This window comes from Ideonella sp. P3_A4 (assembly GCF_056403075.1).
Genome location: NZ_JBFUGE010000086.1, coordinates 1 through 17,149, shown reverse-complemented (window position 1 = coordinate 17,149; position 17,149 = coordinate 1). Strand labels below are relative to the sequence as shown.

Annotated in this window: 16 protein-coding genes and 1 pseudogene; 8 read left to right on the top strand and 9 right to left on the bottom strand. The window is 68.0% G+C overall.

Going from position 1 to position 17,149, the window contains the following annotated elements; all coding sequences use genetic code 11:
- Positions 1 to 2: 2 nt before the first annotated feature.
- Positions 3 to 1,061 carry a matrixin family metalloprotease gene (locus AC1DYI_RS11060; RefSeq protein ID WP_477204157.1) on the bottom strand — a complete coding sequence of 353 codons (1,059 nt, stop codon included), beginning with the start codon at positions 1,059 to 1,061 and terminating at the stop codon, positions 3 to 5.
- A 50-nt stretch (positions 1,062 to 1,111) separates the two neighbouring features.
- Entirely contained in the window at positions 1,112 to 1,972 is an 861-nt protein-coding gene (locus tag AC1DYI_RS11055; protein ID WP_477204156.1) for a hypothetical protein, read from the bottom strand.
- A gap of 199 nt (positions 1,973 to 2,171) precedes the next feature.
- On the opposite strand from AC1DYI_RS11055, the gene speD reads away from it, so the two are divergent.
- The 5 genes from speD to AC1DYI_RS11030 all read left to right on the top strand — a co-directional run bounded on the left by speD (position 2,172) and on the right by AC1DYI_RS11030 (position 6,420).
- On the top strand, positions 2,172 to 2,582 hold the full coding sequence (gene speD / locus AC1DYI_RS11050; protein WP_477204155.1) for an adenosylmethionine decarboxylase: 411 nt from the start codon (positions 2,172 to 2,174) through the stop codon (positions 2,580 to 2,582).
- Positions 2,583 to 2,691: 109 nt separating this feature from the next.
- Positions 2,692 to 4,209 (top strand): hypothetical protein, encoded by a 1,518-nt coding sequence (locus AC1DYI_RS11045; protein ID WP_477204154.1) that lies wholly within the window; start codon positions 2,692 to 2,694, stop codon positions 4,207 to 4,209.
- Between the two features lie 28 nt (positions 4,210 to 4,237).
- A complete protein-coding gene (locus AC1DYI_RS11040) occupies positions 4,238 to 4,951 on the top strand; it encodes a nucleotidyltransferase family protein (protein WP_477204153.1) in 714 nt (237 codons plus the stop codon).
- Between the two features lie 77 nt (positions 4,952 to 5,028).
- Positions 5,029 to 5,787 (top strand): class I SAM-dependent methyltransferase, encoded by a 759-nt coding sequence (locus AC1DYI_RS11035; RefSeq protein WP_477204152.1) that lies wholly within the window; start codon positions 5,029 to 5,031, stop codon positions 5,785 to 5,787.
- A gap of 105 nt (positions 5,788 to 5,892) precedes the next feature.
- Positions 5,893 to 6,420, top strand: coding sequence for a hypothetical protein (locus AC1DYI_RS11030; protein ID WP_477204151.1), 528 nt, complete (start codon positions 5,893 to 5,895; stop codon positions 6,418 to 6,420).
- A gap of 6 nt (positions 6,421 to 6,426) precedes the next feature.
- Here the strand turns inward: AC1DYI_RS11030 and AC1DYI_RS11025 are convergent, their stop codons facing one another.
- The 3 genes from AC1DYI_RS11025 to AC1DYI_RS11015 form a co-directional block, all read right to left on the bottom strand.
- Positions 6,427 to 6,915 (bottom strand): GNAT family N-acetyltransferase, encoded by a 489-nt coding sequence (locus AC1DYI_RS11025; protein WP_477204150.1) that lies wholly within the window; start codon positions 6,913 to 6,915, stop codon positions 6,427 to 6,429.
- Entirely contained in the window at positions 6,912 to 7,892 is a 981-nt protein-coding gene (locus AC1DYI_RS11020; protein ID WP_477204158.1) for a potassium channel beta subunit family protein, read from the bottom strand. The genes AC1DYI_RS11025 and AC1DYI_RS11020 overlap by 4 nt, the downstream gene beginning before the upstream one ends.
- A 236-nt stretch (positions 7,893 to 8,128) precedes the next feature.
- Positions 8,129 to 9,931 carry a glycoside hydrolase family 15 protein gene (locus tag AC1DYI_RS11015; RefSeq protein ID WP_477204149.1) on the bottom strand — a complete coding sequence of 601 codons (1,803 nt, stop codon included), beginning with the start codon at positions 9,929 to 9,931 and terminating at the stop codon, positions 8,129 to 8,131.
- 103 nt (positions 9,932 to 10,034) lie between these two features.
- Here AC1DYI_RS11015 and AC1DYI_RS11010 point away from each other — a divergent pair, with 103 nt between their 5' ends.
- The 3 genes from AC1DYI_RS11010 (at position 10,035) to AC1DYI_RS11000 (ending at position 13,618) form a co-directional block, all read left to right on the top strand.
- The gene (locus AC1DYI_RS11010) at positions 10,035 to 12,290 is read left to right on the top strand and encodes an alpha,alpha-trehalose-phosphate synthase (UDP-forming) (protein ID WP_477204148.1); all 2,256 of its coding nucleotides are present in this window, start codon (positions 10,035 to 10,037) and stop codon (positions 12,288 to 12,290) included.
- The gene (gene otsB / locus AC1DYI_RS11005) at positions 12,268 to 13,047 is read left to right on the top strand and encodes a trehalose-phosphatase (protein WP_477204147.1); all 780 of its coding nucleotides are present in this window, start codon (positions 12,268 to 12,270) and stop codon (positions 13,045 to 13,047) included. The genes AC1DYI_RS11010 and otsB overlap by 23 nt, the downstream gene beginning before the upstream one ends.
- Before the next feature lie 211 nt (positions 13,048 to 13,258).
- Positions 13,259 to 13,618: a hypothetical protein gene (locus tag AC1DYI_RS11000; protein WP_477204146.1), complete on the top strand. Its 360-nt coding sequence runs from the start codon at positions 13,259 to 13,261 to the stop codon at positions 13,616 to 13,618.
- Positions 13,619 to 13,637: 19 nt separating this feature from the next.
- Here the strand turns inward: AC1DYI_RS11000 and AC1DYI_RS10995 are convergent, their stop codons facing one another.
- From AC1DYI_RS10995 to AC1DYI_RS10980, 4 genes and pseudogenes are all read right to left on the bottom strand, one after another.
- Positions 13,638 to 14,045 carry a PPC domain-containing DNA-binding protein gene (locus tag AC1DYI_RS10995; RefSeq protein WP_477204145.1) on the bottom strand — a complete coding sequence of 136 codons (408 nt, stop codon included), beginning with the start codon at positions 14,043 to 14,045 and terminating at the stop codon, positions 13,638 to 13,640.
- Between the two features lie 15 nt (positions 14,046 to 14,060).
- On the bottom strand, positions 14,061 to 14,462 hold the full coding sequence (locus tag AC1DYI_RS10990; protein ID WP_477204144.1) for a VOC family protein: 402 nt from the start codon (positions 14,460 to 14,462) through the stop codon (positions 14,061 to 14,063).
- Between the two features lie 88 nt (positions 14,463 to 14,550).
- Positions 14,551 to 16,593, bottom strand: coding sequence for a spermidine synthase (locus AC1DYI_RS10985; RefSeq protein ID WP_477204143.1), 2,043 nt, complete (start codon positions 16,591 to 16,593; stop codon positions 14,551 to 14,553).
- Between the two features lie 189 nt (positions 16,594 to 16,782).
- Positions 16,783 to 17,149: pseudogene (locus AC1DYI_RS10980) on the bottom strand (hypothetical protein); the annotation flags it as partial.

The window sequence follows — 17,149 nt, the reverse complement described above, 5'->3', positions numbered from 1 at the left end:
GATCAATACACGGTGATCGAGCGTGGCATCGGCTGGCCGTTGTTGCCTTCGTTGGCCTCGGCGATGCCCGAGTCCTTGTCGACCAGGAAGCCGAGGTAGTACGTGCCGGGCGCCACGTCGGCCGGGATCGTCAGCGTGCGGGTGTAGGTGCCGAGCGCGCCGGCCGAGGCCCAGGCCCCGGTGTTGCTGCCCAGCAGCCGGTCGCCGGTGCTGATGATGTTGTTGGTCGACAGGTAGAAGCCGATGTTGAAGGTCGCGGTGGCCGTGCCCAGGTTAGCAAAGGTGTAGCCGATGTTGACCGACGAGCCGCGGGCGGCCGAGGTCGGCGAGCTGACCAGGCCGCTGGTGCCGGTGCCGGTGCGCTTGAACGGCGAGCTGGCCACGTCGGCTTCGGTCGTACCGTCGGGGTACAGCGCACGCACGCCGGAGCGGTCGTCGGGCAGCGGGTCGACCTCCTTGTTGTTGCCCAGCGGGCCGCCGTTGGCGTAGTACGAGTTCATCGTTGCCTGCACGCCGTCCGAGTGGCCCAGGCCCAGTGCGTGGCCCAGCTCGTGCAACGCGACCAGCTCGAAGTTGTACGGCGAGCCCAGACTGGCGTAGTTCAGCTTGCCGGTGTTCCAGCCCAGGTTGCTGTTGAAGGCGATGTCGGCTTCGTCGCGGCCGTATTGGTAGCCGAACAGCCAGTAGCAGTGGTAGCGGCTGAAGGTCACGGCCAGCGCCGAGCCCACCTCGGTGCCGTGCATGTAGATCTCGTTGGTGCCGTTGTCCTTGGCGTGGCTGCCGTCGGTGTCGCGGCCGACGTAGAAGTTGAAGCCGGCGCCTTTGACATTGTTCCAGTGCCACATCGCGTTCTGCAGGTCACTGTCCCAGCTCGACCCCGCCGGGAACGACGTGGTGCTGATGTACATGTTGGTCCAGTTGTTGTTCCACTTGATCTTGTTGCCTTCGCACTCCAGCCAGGTGGCGGCGTTGGCGGCCGAGGCCGTCATCGCCAACAGGCCGAGCACGGCGGCGGCTTTGCGCAGGCCGCGACGGGCCTGGGTTTTGTCAATCGTGTTCATGAAATCCTCTTGATTGGTCGGTGTTCGTTGGGGTGTCGCTGACGGGCGTATCAACGCTGGTCGGCGGCCGACGGCACGGCGCGCTGCGCGGGCAGGCTGACGCCGGCGCCCTCGGGCATCGCGACCGGCTGGGCGGCGGGACGGCTGTGGGTCGCGGCRGCGTCGCTGGCGGCAGCGGCTTCGGCCTGCTGGTCCTGCGGCGTCACGCTGCGCAGCGTCTTGCCGTGGTGGCCGGCGGCGCGTTGGCGCATCTCGGCGACGAAACGCTCGGCCGACATCGCGCGGGCCGGCAGCGCCTGCACGTCGACCAGCGTGCTGGCCGAGCCGTCGTCGGTCTGGCCGGCGTGGGCTTCGGGCTTGGGCTGGCGGGCCAGCTTCATCTCGGGTGCGCCCATCAGCACGACATCCATCTGTTCACCGTCGCGGTGCTGCAGGTGGCCATCGGCCAGGCCGACGACGTCATTGCCTTCGGCGTCCTGCACCTTGGTCTTGCCGGTTGCCGCATCGGGCACCAGGCGGAACATGCCCTGGCCCCAGCCGACCAGCGGCACCAGATCCTGGCCGTTGCCCTGCACGAACAGCAGCACGCGCTCGTTCGGCGCGAAGTTCGGCGCACCGTCGACATGCAGGCCGCGGCCGTTGACCAGGCCACCGCGCAGGCGCAGCGTCAGCGTCGGTGCGTTGAGCTGGCCGCTCAGCACGTCCAGGTGGTCGAGCGTCACGTAGGTGTGCACGTCGTGCGGCTTGCTTGCCGCGGCCTCGACCGAGCGCACGGTGCCGATCACGATGCCGTCGGCTTCGTGCACCAGTGCGTCGACGTTCTTGTAGGGCAGCACGGTCGCGTGCCCGGGGGATGCCATGGCCGCCAGCAGTGCGGCGGTGGTCATCGAGAGTGCCAGTTTCAGTCGCATGATTTCTCCCTGAAGATGAAGGCGCCGCAAGGGTTTGACGGCGGTACTGCGGTGCGATTCACCACGGACCGAAGCGTAGGCAGATGGCCTTCGCCGCGCCCTCCCGCTCCCGCGGGGGTTCGGGGCCCCGATCAGGGGAGACCGGCTAGGGGTGGATCCCCCCTGGCCGCCGATCGGTCGGCCGATAATCCGCGCCACGATGCAAGGCCTGCACCTCACCGCCGACCTGCGCGGCTGCGCCGCCGAGACGCCTGCGATGACCGACCCGCAGGCGCTGCGCAGCGCCTGCCTGGCTGCGGTGCAGGCGGCGGGCCTGCAGGCCGTCGGCGAGCTGTTCCACCGCTTCGCACCAAGACCGGGGACAACGCATGAGCCCGGCGTCACCGGCGTGGTGCTGCTGGCCGAGTCGCACCTGGCGGTGCACACCTGGCCCGAGCTGGGCGCGGTGACGCTGGATGTCTACGTCTGCAACCTCGGCGCTGACCATGCGGCTCAGGCCGAGGCGGTGATGGTGCGATTGCTGGCGCTGTTCGCACCGGCGCAGATCGAGCGGCACCGGCTGCTGCGCGGCGAACTGCCGGCGCCAATCTTGTCAACCAACGCCAGCTGACATGCCTGCCGGGCCCAAGACAGCCCGTTACCGTATTGCTGTGTATTGCTGTATCCCTCTGCTAAGGTGCCGCCGCATTCGTGTGTTTGAACATCGCAGGAGCCTCTGGATGAGCGGTCAACGTGGCTGGGGTCTATCGATCATTTCCTCGCGCCGGGCAGCCTGGCGCCGCAACGTCGGGCGCATCGCTGCGGCGTGCGCGCTGGCGGCCGGCGGAGCCGTCTCGGCCGGCGAGGTCGCACTGGATTTCGACTTCGCCCAGGCCCACGACTTCATCGGCTTCGGCACCCAGGTCTGGTTGAGAGGCGACCGCGGCGGCGCCGACGCTGCCGGCCCCAAGCTAGGCCCCAAGGCGCGCGAGCGGCTGGCCGCCACCAATGCCGCGGGCGACAGCGACGATGCCGGCATGGCGCTGCTGAAGGAGCTGAATGCCCGCTTCGTGCGCGTCTCGCTGATCCCCAAGATCACCTTCGACCAGCTGCGCCCTGGCATGAGCGTGGACCAGTTGCTCGAGGTGCTGCAGCGCAACGACAACCCCGCCCAGCGCGACCGCCTGGCGGCATTCAACCGCCGCATGAAAGAGCTGAACATCCAGCCGGTGCTGATCTTCTGGCGCATGCCCGAACCGTGGTCCGAGAAGCGCGTGCAGAAGGCCGGCTCGAAGCAGCAGGCGCACTTCGCGAAGACCGAGAACCTGGGCGACTACGCCAACCTGCTGACCGCGCAGATGGTCTGGCTGCAGCGCCAGGGCGTACAGGCGGTGGCGGTCGAGCTGACCAACGAGCCGCAAGGCGCCTGGGACACCCAGTTCGAGCGTGAGCAATACGCCGCGCTGGTGTTGAAGACGCGCGCCGCGATGGACGCGCGCGGCCTGCAAGGCTGGGCCATTGCCGGGCCTGGCGCCGGCATTCGCGACTTCGACCACTTCATCGGCGGCATGGTTAATGCCAATGCCGCCAAGGCGCTGGGTTATGTCAGCGCGCATTCCTATCTGACGCCCCAGGTGCTGGCCGATGCCGCCGGCCCGGGCATGGCCAGCTTTCTGGGGCGCGGCAAGTTCGGCCCGATCCTGATCACCGAGTTCGGCGTCAAGAAGCACAACGACGACGATGCGCAAGCGGCCGCCGACCTCGACGTGAACTCGCCGGCCTACGCGGTGCAGGCTGCCGCCAGCGCCACGCTGCTGCTCGGCCAGGGCGCCAGCGGCCTGATCTACTGGCAGCTGCAGGACTTCGGCTTCACCAAGAAGCAGCACGGCATGCTGTCCGAAGACGGCCAGCGCCGGCCGGTGGCCAACGCGATGAAGGCCTTGTTCGGTGGCGTGCCCGTCGGTGCCAAGGCCGTGGGCGCGCGCAAGCCGAGCGCCGAGCTGCCGGCGGCGGCCTTGCAGGCCGGCGGCAAGACCTACGTGATGTTGGTCAACCCCGGCAGCCAGGCCCAGGCGGTCACCACCCGCCTGTCGGGCAGCAAGGACTGTGGCGCGGTCGCTCGTGTCGACGCCTATAACGCCGGCGGCGCCGAGGCCAAGGCCGCGGTGCGCAACGCCAGCACCCAGGGCGGCGCGCAAGGATGCACGCTGAAGGCCGAGCTGCAGCCGGGCACGGTGGCGACGGTGGTGCTGCAGTGAGCGCCACGCAGCGCCGGAAGGGGTCTCAGTGAGTGCCTTGTCGCCCCGAGCGATCGTGCTGTCCGCTGGCCGCGGCGAGCGCATGCGGCCGCTGACCGACAACTGCCCCAAGCCGCTGCTCACGGTGCAAGGCCGGCCGCTGATCGAGTGGCACCTGGCCGCGCTGGCCGCGGCGGGCGTGCGCGAGGTGATCGTCAACACCGATTGGCTGGAAGAGCAGTTCCCGGCCGTGCTGGGCGACGGCAGCCGTTTCGGGTTGACGCTGCACTACTCGTTCGAAGGGCGCGACCACGGCGGCGCGCTGGAGACCGCCGGTGGCATTGCCAAGGCACTGCACTGGCTCGCGCCGGGGCATGACACTGCGCCGTTCTGGGTCGTCTCGGGCGATGTGTTCCTGCCGGGCTTCGACTTCCCGGCCACCGCGGTCGACGAGATGAACGCGCACCCCGAACGGCTGGCCGAGCTGTGGATGGTGCCCAACGCGCCGCACCACCCGCGCGGCGACTATGGCATCGGGCCCGACGGGCTGGCATTGCTTCAGGCGCCGCAGCGCTACACCTGGGCCAGCGTCGGCCTGTTCCGCGCTGCGATGTTCAACGACATCGCGCCCGGCACGCGCATGCCGCTGCGCCCGCGTCTGGATGCGGCGATCGGCGCGCGGCGGCTCGGCGCACGGCTGTGGTCCGGCGGCTGGACCGATGTCGGCACGCCGGAGCGGTTGGCGGCCTTGAACCAGGGCTGATTCGGCGCAGAATGCCCACCGCGGCGCCAGGCGCCAGCGGGCTGTTCCACACCAAACCCACGGAGAACCGAGGTCCCATGATCGCGAGCTTCTACGACGAACTGGCGCCCTTCTACCACCTGCTGTACGGCGACTGGGAAGCGGCCTCGGCCCAGCAAGGCCGCGCGCTGGCCGGCCTGCTGGGCCGGCACGGCATCGGCCCGGGCGCACATGTACTGGATGCCGCCTGTGGCATCGGCACCCAGACGCTGGGCCTGCTGCCCTACGGCTACCAGGTCAGCGCGTCGGACATCTCGGTCGGTGCGGTTGGCCGGCTGAACGAAGAGCTGGCTCATCGCGGCCTGAAGGCCCATGTGCGCATCGACGACCTGCGCACGCTCGGCGAAGCCGAAGACGCCAGCGCCGACGCGGTGATCGCCTGCGACAACAGCGTGCCGCATCTGCTGACCGACGACGAACTGCTGCAGGCCTTTCGCAGTGCCCACCGCTGCCTGAAGCCCGGCGGCATGCTGGTGTTGTCGGTGCGCGACTACGCCGCGATCGAACGCCAGAACCCCGACGTGCGCCCCTATGGCCTGCGCTACGAGAACGGCGACCGGTTTCTTGCGACGCAGGTCTGGGAATGGGACGGCGACACGCACTACGACCTGCGGGTCTACCTGACGCGCGAATCGGCGACCGGCGACTGCCGCACGCAAGTGCTGAAAAGCCGCTACCACGCGGTCACGATCGACCAGCTGCTCACGCTGATGCACGGCGCCGGTTTTGTCGACCTGCACCGCCGCGACGACGTGCTGTTCCAGCCGGTGCTGACCGCGCGCAAGCCGGCAAGATAGTGGGGCAAAGGAGGATGGCGGGTGCGCCTGTTTGGCCACTTCTTTGACTAGTTAGGTCAAGAGGGCATACTTTCGTCTTCAATCAAGCAGAAGGGGGACACCAATATGATTCATACCGCACACCGTGCTCGTTGGCTCCTGACCTTGGCCGCAGCATCATTGCTGGCTTCTTGCGGAGGGGGGAGTTCAAAAACGGACCAGCCGGTCACCGAACTCTCCGCGGGCGACAACGCCGTTCTCAGCGGCGACTGGCCGTTGGACACCCCGACCCGAGCATTCATCGTCAGGAACGACGAAGAATGGCAAGCCGCCTGGCAAGACCGCAAGGCGACGCTGAACTGCGAGGACTACGCGGACTACAACCATGCGGCCTGTGCCGCCGATTCACCGCCGGCAATCGATTTCTCCAAGTACTCGCTTGTTGGGTTGCTGCTCAATCCGGTCTCCTACTTCAAGGATCCGACGCCCGACGAAGTGTTCCTCGACGATGAAGATCACAATCTGGTGGTTCGTTACTCGTACAGCGTCACTTACCACGTTCCCGCTCAACTGGTGACGGGCACCCGCTTCTTCCTGGTTCCCGCGACGGATCTGCCACTGGACGCCGAAGCGAAGGACGCTACGCCGCACTGAACTGGCTCAGCGCGGCACGCGGTTGGCTCCGGCGGCCGCTTCGGCCCGCAGGTGCGCATCCGGCACCACGATCTCCATCAACCGCTCCGGGTGGGCCAGCGGCGTGAACTGGAACGTCGCGTACAGCCCATGCGCATCGCGCGTGGCCAGCATGAAGCGGCGCAGGTGCTGCAGGTTGGGATGAGCCTGGATCGTCTGCATCAGCCACTTCGACAGCCCCTGCCCGCGGTGCGCTTCGAGCACGTAGACGTCGCACAGGTAGGCGAAGGTCGTGCGGTCGGTGACGATCCGCGCATAGCCGACCTGTTCACCGGCGCGGTACAGCCCGAAGCACAACGAATGCGCCGCCGCCCGCTCCACCAGTGCGCGCGAGATGCCGGGTGACCAGTAGCTGCGCGTCAGGTAGGCGTGGATGGCCTCGAAGTCCAGCCGCGCGGGGTCGGTTGAGATTTCGTAGTCGCCTCGACAAACAACGGCGTCTGGCACTGCACTCATTCCGCCAACGGCGACGTGATCGCCTCGATGCGCGCCATCAGTTCCGGCGTCAACTTGTCCGCCACCGCGAGTGCGCCGAGGTTGCTTTGCAGTTGATCGACCTTGGATGCGCCGGTGATCACGCTGGACACGCGAGGGTTCTTGGTGATCCAGGCGATTGCCAGCTGCGCGGTGGTCGCGCCCAGGTCGCGCGCGATCGGGGCCAGTTCGGCGACGGCGGCGTTCTTGGCGGCGTCGGTCAGGCCGTCGCGCAGGAAGCCCATGGTCTCCATCGCGCCGCGAGAGCCGGCCGGAATGCCGCCGGTGTACTTGCCGCTCAACAGGCCCGAGGCGAGCGGGCTCCAGGTCGTCAGGCCCAGGCCCAGGTCTTCGTACAGCCGCGCGTACTCCTGCTCGACGCGCTGGCGGTGGAACAGGTGGTACTGCGGCTGTTCGACCACTGGCTTGTGCAGGTGGTAGCGCTCGGCAATCTCCCAGGCGGCGCGGATGTCGGCTGCGCTCCACTCGCTGGTGCCCCAGTACAGTGCCTTGCCCTGCGTGATCATGTCGCTCATCGCCCAGACGGTTTCCTCGATCGGCGTGTGCGGGTCGGGCCGGTGGCAGTAGACGAGGTCGATGTGCTCCAGGCCAAAGCGCTTGAGCGAGCCGTCGATGGCCTGCATCAGGTACTTGCGGTTCAGCGTGTCGCGCCGGTTGGTGGTGTGGCCGGATCGGTCCAGACCCCAGAAGAACTTGGTCGAGACGATGTAGTTCAGGCGCGGCCAGCCCAGGCGCTTGATGGCCTGGCCCATCACCTCTTCGCTGCGGCCACCGGCGTAGGCCTCGGCGTTGTCGAAGAAGTTGATGCCCGCGTCATAGGCAGCGGCCATCATCTCGACCGCTGCGTCGACATTGACCTGGTTGTGGTACGTGATCCAGGAGCCGAGCGACAGCTCACTGACTTGCAGGCCGGCGCGGCCGAGGCGGCGGTAACGCATGCTGACGGGCGTGGACATGGTGAGATCCTTGATGGGCGGATAGGCGAAACGGCGAGGTTAGCGCGCCTGCATGGCTGGCGTGTGCCGTGGGGCCATGCGGCGCGGCCGAAGGGCACTTGGAGAGCGCGCGAAGCGCCGCTCTACTTCAAGTGGCGTGCGCGGATCCGGCTTTGCCGGTCCGCTGCGCGAGCCCCCTTGGGGGGCAGGCCCCCGGAGGGGCCGTGGGGGTCAACAATTCACACCGCATCGGCCCAAGGGGCCGAGAGCTGCATCGCTCCGTTGATGATCCCCACCATCGAGTAGGTCTGCGGGAAGTTGCCCCACAGCTCGCCGGTCTGCGGGTCCAAGTCTTCGGACAACAGCCCGACGTGGTTGCGCCGCGCCAGCAGCGCCTCGAAAGCCTCGCGCGCCTCGTCGCGGCGGCCGGTGCGCGCCAGTGCGTCGACGCGCCAGAAGGCGCAGACGTTGAACGCGGTCTCGGGACGGCCGAAGTCGTCCGGCGCTTCGTAGCGGCGCATGAACGGGCCGTCGCACAGCGTGCGTTCCATCGCGTCGACGGTCTTCATGAAACGCGGATCGGACGCTGGCAGGAAGCCGACCTCGGCCATCAGCAGCACGCTGGCGTCGAGCTCGCGGCCGCCGAAGCTTTCGACGAAGGCCTGGCGCTCGTCGCTCCAGGCTTCGGTCAGGATGCGCTGGCGGATCAGGTCGGCCCGGTCGCGCCAGAAGGTGACCCGCGACGGCTGCTTCAGTACGTGGGCGATCTTGGCCAGCCGATCACAGGCGGCCCAGCACATCAGCGATGACGAGGTGTGGATGCGGGCGCGGGTGCGCAGCTCCCACATGCCGGCGTCGGGCTGGTCGTAGAGCGAGAAGGCGCGCTCGCCGACCTGCTCGAGCTGCGCGAAGTCGCTCGCGTCCGCGCGGCGGAACAGCCGGTGGTCATGGAAGGCTTGCGACGAGCCGAGCACGATGTTGCCGTAGACGTCGTGCTGGAAGTGTTCGTAGGCCTGGTTGCCCACGCGCACCGGGCCCATGCCGCGGTAGCCGGGCAGCTGCTTCTCGATCCGCTCGGTCAGCTGGCGTTCGAGGTCGATGCCGTACAGCGGCTGCACGTGGCCGTCGGCGCTGCGCACCACGTCGTGCATCCAGCGCAGGTAGTCCTCCATCGTGCCGACTTCGGACAGGCTGTTCAGCGCACGCACGACGAAGAAGGCGTCGCGCAGCCAGCAGAAGCGGTAGTCCCAGTTGCGGCCGCTGTTCGGCGCTTCGGGCAGGCTGGTGGTCATCGCGGCGACGATCGCGCCGGTCTCTTCGAACTGGCACAGCTTGAGCGTGATCGCGGCGCGGATCACCGCGTCCTGCCACTCCAGCGGCACCGCCAGCCGACGCGTCCACTGCTGCCAGTGCAGCATCGTCTGTTCTTCGAAGTCGCGCGCAGTCTGCTCGATGCCGCCTTCGAAGGTTTCGTCCGGCCCGAGGATCATGCTGACCGGCGCATGCAGCGAGAAGAAACGCTCCGCGGCCACGTAGGTCGGCGGAGCGCTGGTGTTCAGCCGCAGCGTCTGGCCCGGCAGCACATAACGCAAATGGTTGCTGCCACGCGTCAGCTCGGGTGCCACCGAGCCCCACTCGCCCCGCGGCCGCACGACGAAGCGCACGCGCGGGTGGCCGTGCAACGGCTGCACACGGCGCACCAGCTGGGTCGGGCGGAACATCCGGCCGTGGTGCCAGAAGCGCGGGCAGAAGTCGGTGATCTCGATCGCCTGGCCCTGGTCGTCGTACAGCCGGGTGCGCACGATCGCCGTGCCGGGCACATAAGCCTGCTCGCTGCGCACCGCGTTCTCGAGCTCGATCGCCATCCGGCCATCGGCACGCTCGCCCGACGGGGCGCCCAGCAGTGCATGGAACACCGGGTCGCCATCGAAGCGGGGCATGCAGCACCAGACGATGTCCCCTCCGCGTTCGATGAGGGCACTGATGGCACAGTTTCCAGTCAGTGCGAGATCGAGCGTGCTTGTTTTTGATTCGATATGCATTGACACAAACCCAAACGGTTAGATGGCGCAGACCAGCCTACCCTGACCAGCCCCGCTGAAGGCACCCAGGCACGGCGTTTGCCCCTGGTTGCCAATGTTCACCATGAAAACCCTTCGTCTCCAACTTCGCTTCCTGGTTCCCCTGTTGTTGACACTGACCGTGGCAGCGCTGGTGGCCTTGCCGTTGATGGACAGGCTGACGCTACGCTGGTTTGCGCGCGACCTCAACACCCGCGATGCGTTGGTGGCCAATACGCTGTCGGATGCCATCAACGAAGCCCAGGTTGACGGCAAATCCTGGCGCGTTCAATCTCTGTTCGACCGCGCGGTGCAGGACGAACGCCTGGTTGCAATCGCGCTGTGTGGCCCAGGCGGCGAGATGCTGCGCCGCACCGAGGGCTACCCGAAGACACTCGGTTGCACCCGTGCGCGTGAACTGGCCGATCTGGCCGTGCCGCGTTTGCCGCTCGAGTCTGGCTCGGTCCATGTGGGGGTGCAGCCGCTCAAGGGCGATGACGCCGACGGCAGCAGCCTGGTGCTGTTGCACGACATGAGCTTCATCGACAAGCGCAGTGCCGACACGCGGCGTTACCTGGTCGGCTTCATCGTGCTGCTCGGCCTGGCCATTGCGCTGATCACGGTGATCGTGGCGCAGATCAGTTGGCGCGGCTGGGTCTCGGGCATGCAGGGCATCTTGCGTGGCGAAGGCCTGCTGGTGCCGCTGTTGCCGCCGCCCGAGCTGCAGCCTTTTGCCAGCGAGGTGCGCGCGCGGCTGCGTGATCTCGAAGACGAGTACCGCCGCGGGCTCGACCTGGTCACGGTGTGGAACCCCGAACGATTGCGCTCGCTGCTGCAGACGCAGTTGCGCGGCGACCAGGTCATCGTGGTGTCCAACCGCGAACCCTATTTGCATGAGCGCCTGGACGATGGCCAGGTGATCGTGCGCCGTCCGGCCAGCGGCCTGGTGACCGCGGTCGAGCCGGTGATGCGCGCCTGCTCGGGTACCTGGATCGCGCACGGCAGCGGCAGCGCCGACCGCGAGTTCGTCGACCGGCACGACCGCATTGCGGTACCGCCGGGCACCAACGAGTACTCGCTGCGCCGTGTCTGGCTGACCAAGGAAGAAGAAGAGGGTTACTACAACGGCTTCGCCAACGAAGGGCTGTGGCCGTTGTGCCACGTGGCCCACGTGCGGCCGGTGTTCCGCGAATCCGACTGGCAGATGTACAAGCATGTCAACGAACGTTTCGCCGACGCGGTCGCCGCCGAGGCGCGCGGCGAGGACCCGGTGGTGCTGGTGCAGGACTATCACTTCGCGCTGCTGCCCGCGATGATTCGCGAGCGCCTGCCGCGCGCGACCATCCTGACCTTCTGGCACATCCCCTGGCCTAACCCCGAATCGTTTGGCATCTGCCCGTGGCGACGCGAGATCCTGCAAGGCATGCTGGGCAGCACGATCCTCGGTTTCCATACGCGCTTCCACTGCAAGAACTTCATCGAGACTGTCGATCGCAGCCTGGAGGCGCGCATCGAGCACGAGCACTCGACGATCTCGTTCCACGACAAGGAAACGCTGGTCGAGAGCTACCCGATCTCGATCGACTGGCCCGAAGGTGACCGCGGCTGGGCGCCGGTGGACGAATGCCGGCGACGCGTCTTCGAGCGCCTGGGCCTGGGCCCGTTCACCTGCCTGGCCGTGGGCGTGGACCGCTTCGACTACACCAAGGGCATCCTCGAGCGGCTGCATGCCGTCGAGCGCCTGCTCGAGAAGCGGCCCGAGTGGATCGGCAAGTTCGTCTTCGTGCAGGTCGCCGCACCCACGCGCAGTGCGCTGGAGGAGTACCGCGCCTTCCAGCAGCGCATCCACAGCGTGGCCGACCGCATCAACCTGCGCTATGGCCAACCGGGTTACCAACCGGTGCGGCTGCTGGCCGAGCACCATGAGCACGAAGCGGTCAACGAGTTGTTCCGCGCCGCCAACATCTGCGTGGTCACCAGCCTGCACGACGGCATGAACCTGGTCAGCAAGGAGTTCGTCGCCGCGCGCGACGACGAGCAGGGCGTGTTGGTGTTGAGCCGTTTTGCCGGCGCCGCGCGGGAACTCTCCGAGGCGCTGATCGTCAACCCGTACCACGTCGAGGAAACGGCCGATGCGTTGCACCAGGCCGCCACCATGCCGGTGGCCGAGCAGCGCGAACGCATGGCCAGCCTGCGCATGACGGTGCGCGAGAACAACGTCTTCCGCTGGGCCGGCCGCATGCTGGCCGATGCGGGTCGTTTCCGGTTGCGTGAGCGCATTGCCGCGCGAGTGCAACGCCACAAGAACACCGAACTGGATGAAACGACTTTTCACGCCTGAAGGCGAAGCGGCGCTGCAGGCCACGATGCAGTGCCGCCCGCTGCTGGCCTTTGACTTCGACGGCACCTTGGCGCCCATCGTTGCTCGCCCSGGGGATGCCCGGGTGCCCGCGCCGGTGGCGCACCGGCTGCAGCGCCTGGCGGGCCGGCTGCCGGTGGCTGTGGTGTCAGGCCGGCAGGTGCACGATGTGCGGCCGCGGCTGTTGTTCACGCCCTGGCGCATCGTCGGCAACCACGGGGCAGAGGATGAAGCCGAGGCCTCGGCCATCCCCCTGGTGGACCTGGCGCCCGCGCGCGCGCAGCTCGATGCGGCCGCAGCCGCCTTGCGCGCCGCCGGTGTGGTCGTCGAAGACAAAGGCCTGTCACTCGCCCTTCACTACCGCCTGGCGAGTGACCGCGACATGGCCCAGCGCGTGATCGACGATGTCGTCAACGCCTTGCCGCCGTCGCTGGCGGTGTTCGGCGGCAAGATGGTGGTCAACATCGTCGCTGCGCGAGCGCGCGACAAGGCCGACGCGGTGGCGGCACTGGTGGCCGCCAGCGGTGCGGCGGCGGCGGTGTTCGTCGGCGACGATGTCAATGACGAGCCGGTCTTTGCACGCGCCGAACCGAGCTGGTTCACCGTGCGCGTTGGGCAGGACGACCCCAGCTCACAGGCCCGCTATTTCCTCGACGGACCGGCCGATCTGCCACAGCTGCTGGACCGCATGCTCGATGCGCTGCCCGACGGGGCGCTGGACCCGCTCGACAGTCAGTGAAGCGCGCACGGCAGGGCACGGGTCAGATCTGATCCGTCAATGGATCGAGTCAGTCGCGGCGCCTGTCACGAAACGCAACCGGTCAGGCGCGGGGCTTTAGCGAGGCCGGTTTCGGCCGATGCTAAGGTCCGCATCGCCCATGAAAACCGCCCCTCGCCTTCGAGTTGCTCGTCTGCGCCGGCCCCTGTTGTGGGGTCTGTGTCTGACTGCCTTGGCACCGACCGGTGCCCGTGCGGCCGGGTGCGTGGACATGCGGGGCGGCGAGCTGGTGATCAGCGCATCCGAAGGCTGCGTGGCACAGATGCGGCGCGATCCGGCCGTGCGGAGACAGGTCGCACAGCGCATCGGCAGCCAGGTCGGTGGTCAAGGCGGCGGCTCGCCCGTCGGGGCCACGGCAGCCGCACCCGCCCCGGCGGCCAACCCACCCGCACAACCCACGGCAACGCAGAGCCGCAGCCGTGGCCTGGACCACCCGCTGGCGCGGATGTCGATGCTCAACTCGCAAAGCCGCTACCTGTGGTCGCTGGGCAACCCGGCGCCCGTCTACTACGGCCAGACCCAGGCGCCCTGAAGCGGTGTCGGTGCGGGCGTCAGCGCCCGGTTTCTCGCCGTCGGGCGACCAATTCGGGGTAGCCGGTGCGTGCGTCGGGTTCGCGGCTCAATTGCCAATCCGGCAGGCAGGCCAACAGCACCTCGGCCGTCGTGCGCACCGTGCATCCCCGTGCGATATGGCCACCGAGCACCGAGCCGTCGGCGCGTGCGAGCGCCGCATGAAGGTGCGCGCCATCGGCCGACAGGCTGCCGCTGAGCGTCAGGATCTCCAGGTCGCCATCGAGTTTGAGCGGCGCTTCGGCGCCGGCCATCCGCAGCTGCGCGGTTGACAGACTGCCGACGCCGGCCAGCACGAAGGCGCCGCTGAGCGCGTGGTCAGCCACCGCGGCCTCCAATGCGCCGCGCAGGTCTTCACCGGGCAGCAGGCGCAGGACCAGCGTGTCCACCGCGTCGGCTCTTGCTTACCAGGCCCCGACGTTGGGCATCGAGGTCCACGGTTCCGCCGGCGCCAGTGCTTCACCCTCTTGCAACAGCTCGATCGAGATCTGGTCCGGCGAGCGCACGAAGGCCATGCGGCCATCACGCGGCGGCCGGCTGATCGTCACGCCATGCTCCATCAGCCGGCGGCAGGCGGCGTAGATGTCGGGCACCGCGTAGGCCACGTGGCCGAAGTTGCGGCCACCGGTGTAGACCTCGGGGTCCCAGTTGTGGGTCAGCTCGATCTGCGCCGTCGGGTCACCCGGTGCGGCCAGGAACACGAGCGTGAAACGTCCGGCCGGCGCCTCCCGGCGCGAGACCACTTCCAGGCCAAGCGCGTCGCAATAGAAACGCAATGACGCGTCGAGGTCCGTCACGCGGACCATGGTGTGCAGGTACTTCATCCGCCGAATATCGCAAACCAGGCCAGGGCCTGCAAACGCTGGGGGCATCGTGGCTTCGCGCCGGTGCCGGCTACTTCAGGATCTCGAACAGGCTCGAGTAGCTGTCGGACCAGGGTTTGAAACCTGGGCGAACGGCGAGCAACTGCCCTCCGCCGTTCAAACCCGGCAGGCCGGTGATCCGGGCCGGGTTCATCATCAGCACCCAGATCGAGTGGCGGCAATAGTCGTCGTCATCGTCCGGATCCAGCTCGTACAGGTAGGCCGCCTTGCCGAAATGTTGTGCGGCGCCGGCCATGACCGGCCGCAGGTCGAGGTAGCGGTTGGTGATGTGCACCGCCAGCACGCCGTCGGCATTGAGGTGGCCGAAGTAGGCCTGCATGGCTTCCAAGGTCAGCAGGTGGGTGGGGATCGAGTCACCCGAGAACGCATCGATGGCCAACAGGTCGAAGCGCTGCGGTGCCTCGCGTTCCAGCATCAATCGGCCATCGCCCAACACCGTCGTGATATGCGCCGGGCTGTCGGCCAGGTAGCTGAACTCGCTGCGCGCGAGGTCCAGCACCTGCTCGTTGATCTCGTAGATGCGCATGTCGTCACCGGCACGGCCATAGGCCGCCAAGGTGCCCGCGCCCAGGCCGAGCACGCCGAGCCGGAGCGGCTGCGGCCCCTGCAGGCTGCGCAGTGCGCGCCCGACGCCCGACTTCTCGCAGTAGTAGGCGGTGGGTTGTTGCCGGTGTGCGGCGTCCATGTACTGCTCGCCGTGGGTGACCCGGCCGTGGCGCATCGTTCGCAGCAGGCCCAGCGGCGGCTCGACGCTCTCGGAGACTCGAAGCTGGCTGTAGAAGTTGCGCACCACCTTGCGGTAGCCCTGCACATACTCGAGCGAGATCTCGCTCAGCCGCCAGCCATAACCGACCAGGGCGAGCAGCAAGATGATGCGCAACGCGCCGCGCCAGACGGCACCGGCTTCGTGCCAGACCACGATGCTCACCAGCACCGCGCACAGGAACAGGCCGATCGGCAGCTCGAAGTAGGCCGTGAACAGAACGGGCGCCAGCAGGCCGACCAGCACACCGCCCAATGCGCCGCCGACAGCGATCATCAGATAGAACAGCGTCAGGTGCCGCATCGGCGGCTTGCGGCGAACCAGTTCGCCATGGCAGACCATGCAGAAGATGAACAAGGCCACGCTCATCAGGCCGACCAGCACGGGCACCTTCATGCCGCCGTCCAGCGCTCGGTCCAGCATCAAAAAGGCCAGTGGCAGCGCCACCAGGAACGCTGGCCGGACGTAGTAGCGCGGGGCGTCGAAACACAGGATGAAGCTGAGCAGGTAGATGCTCAGTGGCAGCACCCAGAGAAAGGGCACGGGCGCCACGTCCTGCGTCATGTGCTGGGTCATCGCCAACAGCAGGATCGACGCCGTCGCCGACAGGCCGACCCAGATCAGGCAATCGCCCCAGCGTGGGGCTGGCCCTGCTGCGGTGGCCCGGTCGGGGGCGGCTGCCTCCGCCGGCGCCGTCATGCGCCGCCAGGCCAGGTGCCCGGTCAGCAGGCAAGTCAGCACGAACAGCCCATAGCCCACCGACCAGACGATCGCCTGCGGCCGAACCGGCAAGAAGGGCTCGACCAGCACTGGGTAGCTCAGCAGCGCCAGCATCGATGCGAGGTTCGACAAGGCGTAGAGGCGATAGGGATGGGCGCTGCCGGTGTCTGCGAGAAAGCTGCGCGCATACCAGGCCTGCATCAAGGGCCCGGTGGTCGACAGCAACAGGTAGGGCGCCCCCACTGCCGTGGCCAGCACCGCCAGCACGCTCAGAACGGGTTGGCTCGGCGCGGCGGTCTTCCAGGCGGGGTTGGCGGTGACCGGCAGCGTCAACAGGCTCAGCAACAGCAAGCCGGTATGCACTTGCACCTGCCGGCGCATCGGCAGCTTCACATGCAGCCAATGCACATAGGCATAGCCGAGCAACAGCTCGAGCTGGAAGAACACCATGCAGGTGCTCCAGACCGATGAAGACCCGCCGAACCAGGGCAGGATCTGCTTGGCGATCAGGGGCTGGATCTGGAACAGCAGGAAGGCCGAGAGAAAGACCGTCGCGGCAAACAAAACCATGCAGCGGTGCCTTCGCGCAGGGGAGTGAAGCGACAGGGTCCAACGCCCCATCGGAGGGGGCCATTGTGCACAGCCACGGCCTATCCCCCGATTGCTCCCCGATTACCTGAACCGCAGCGTTCGCTGCTGGAGCGGCGCCCCCTGTTCCTGCCCCCGCCGTCTGCCGACGCCGCCCGCGCGGCGCCGAGGTCAGGTGGCTTCGCGTGCTGCCGCGGCGAACGCGGCGCGCAGGCGCTGCAGCGTCGCCTGGTTCAGCTCGCGGGTGTGGCGGCTCCAGCGCGCCATCGCCTGCTGGATCTCGGCGTCCAGCCGGCTGGCCAGGGCACGCTCGCCGTTCGTCGCAGCCCAGATCGCGTACTCGGCGCGGGCCTCGAAGCTGCCGAAGCGGTGCAGCGTCGATTCGAACTCCGCCCGGGCTTCTGCCGCGCGCCCGGCGCCGCCGAGCGCACGGCCCAGCGCCAGCGCGATGGCTTCGGCGCGGAAGGCCGGGTCTTGTGCGCGGATCGCCTGCAGTTGGCTCGCCGCCTGGGCGTGGCGGCCGCACGCCAGCCAGGCC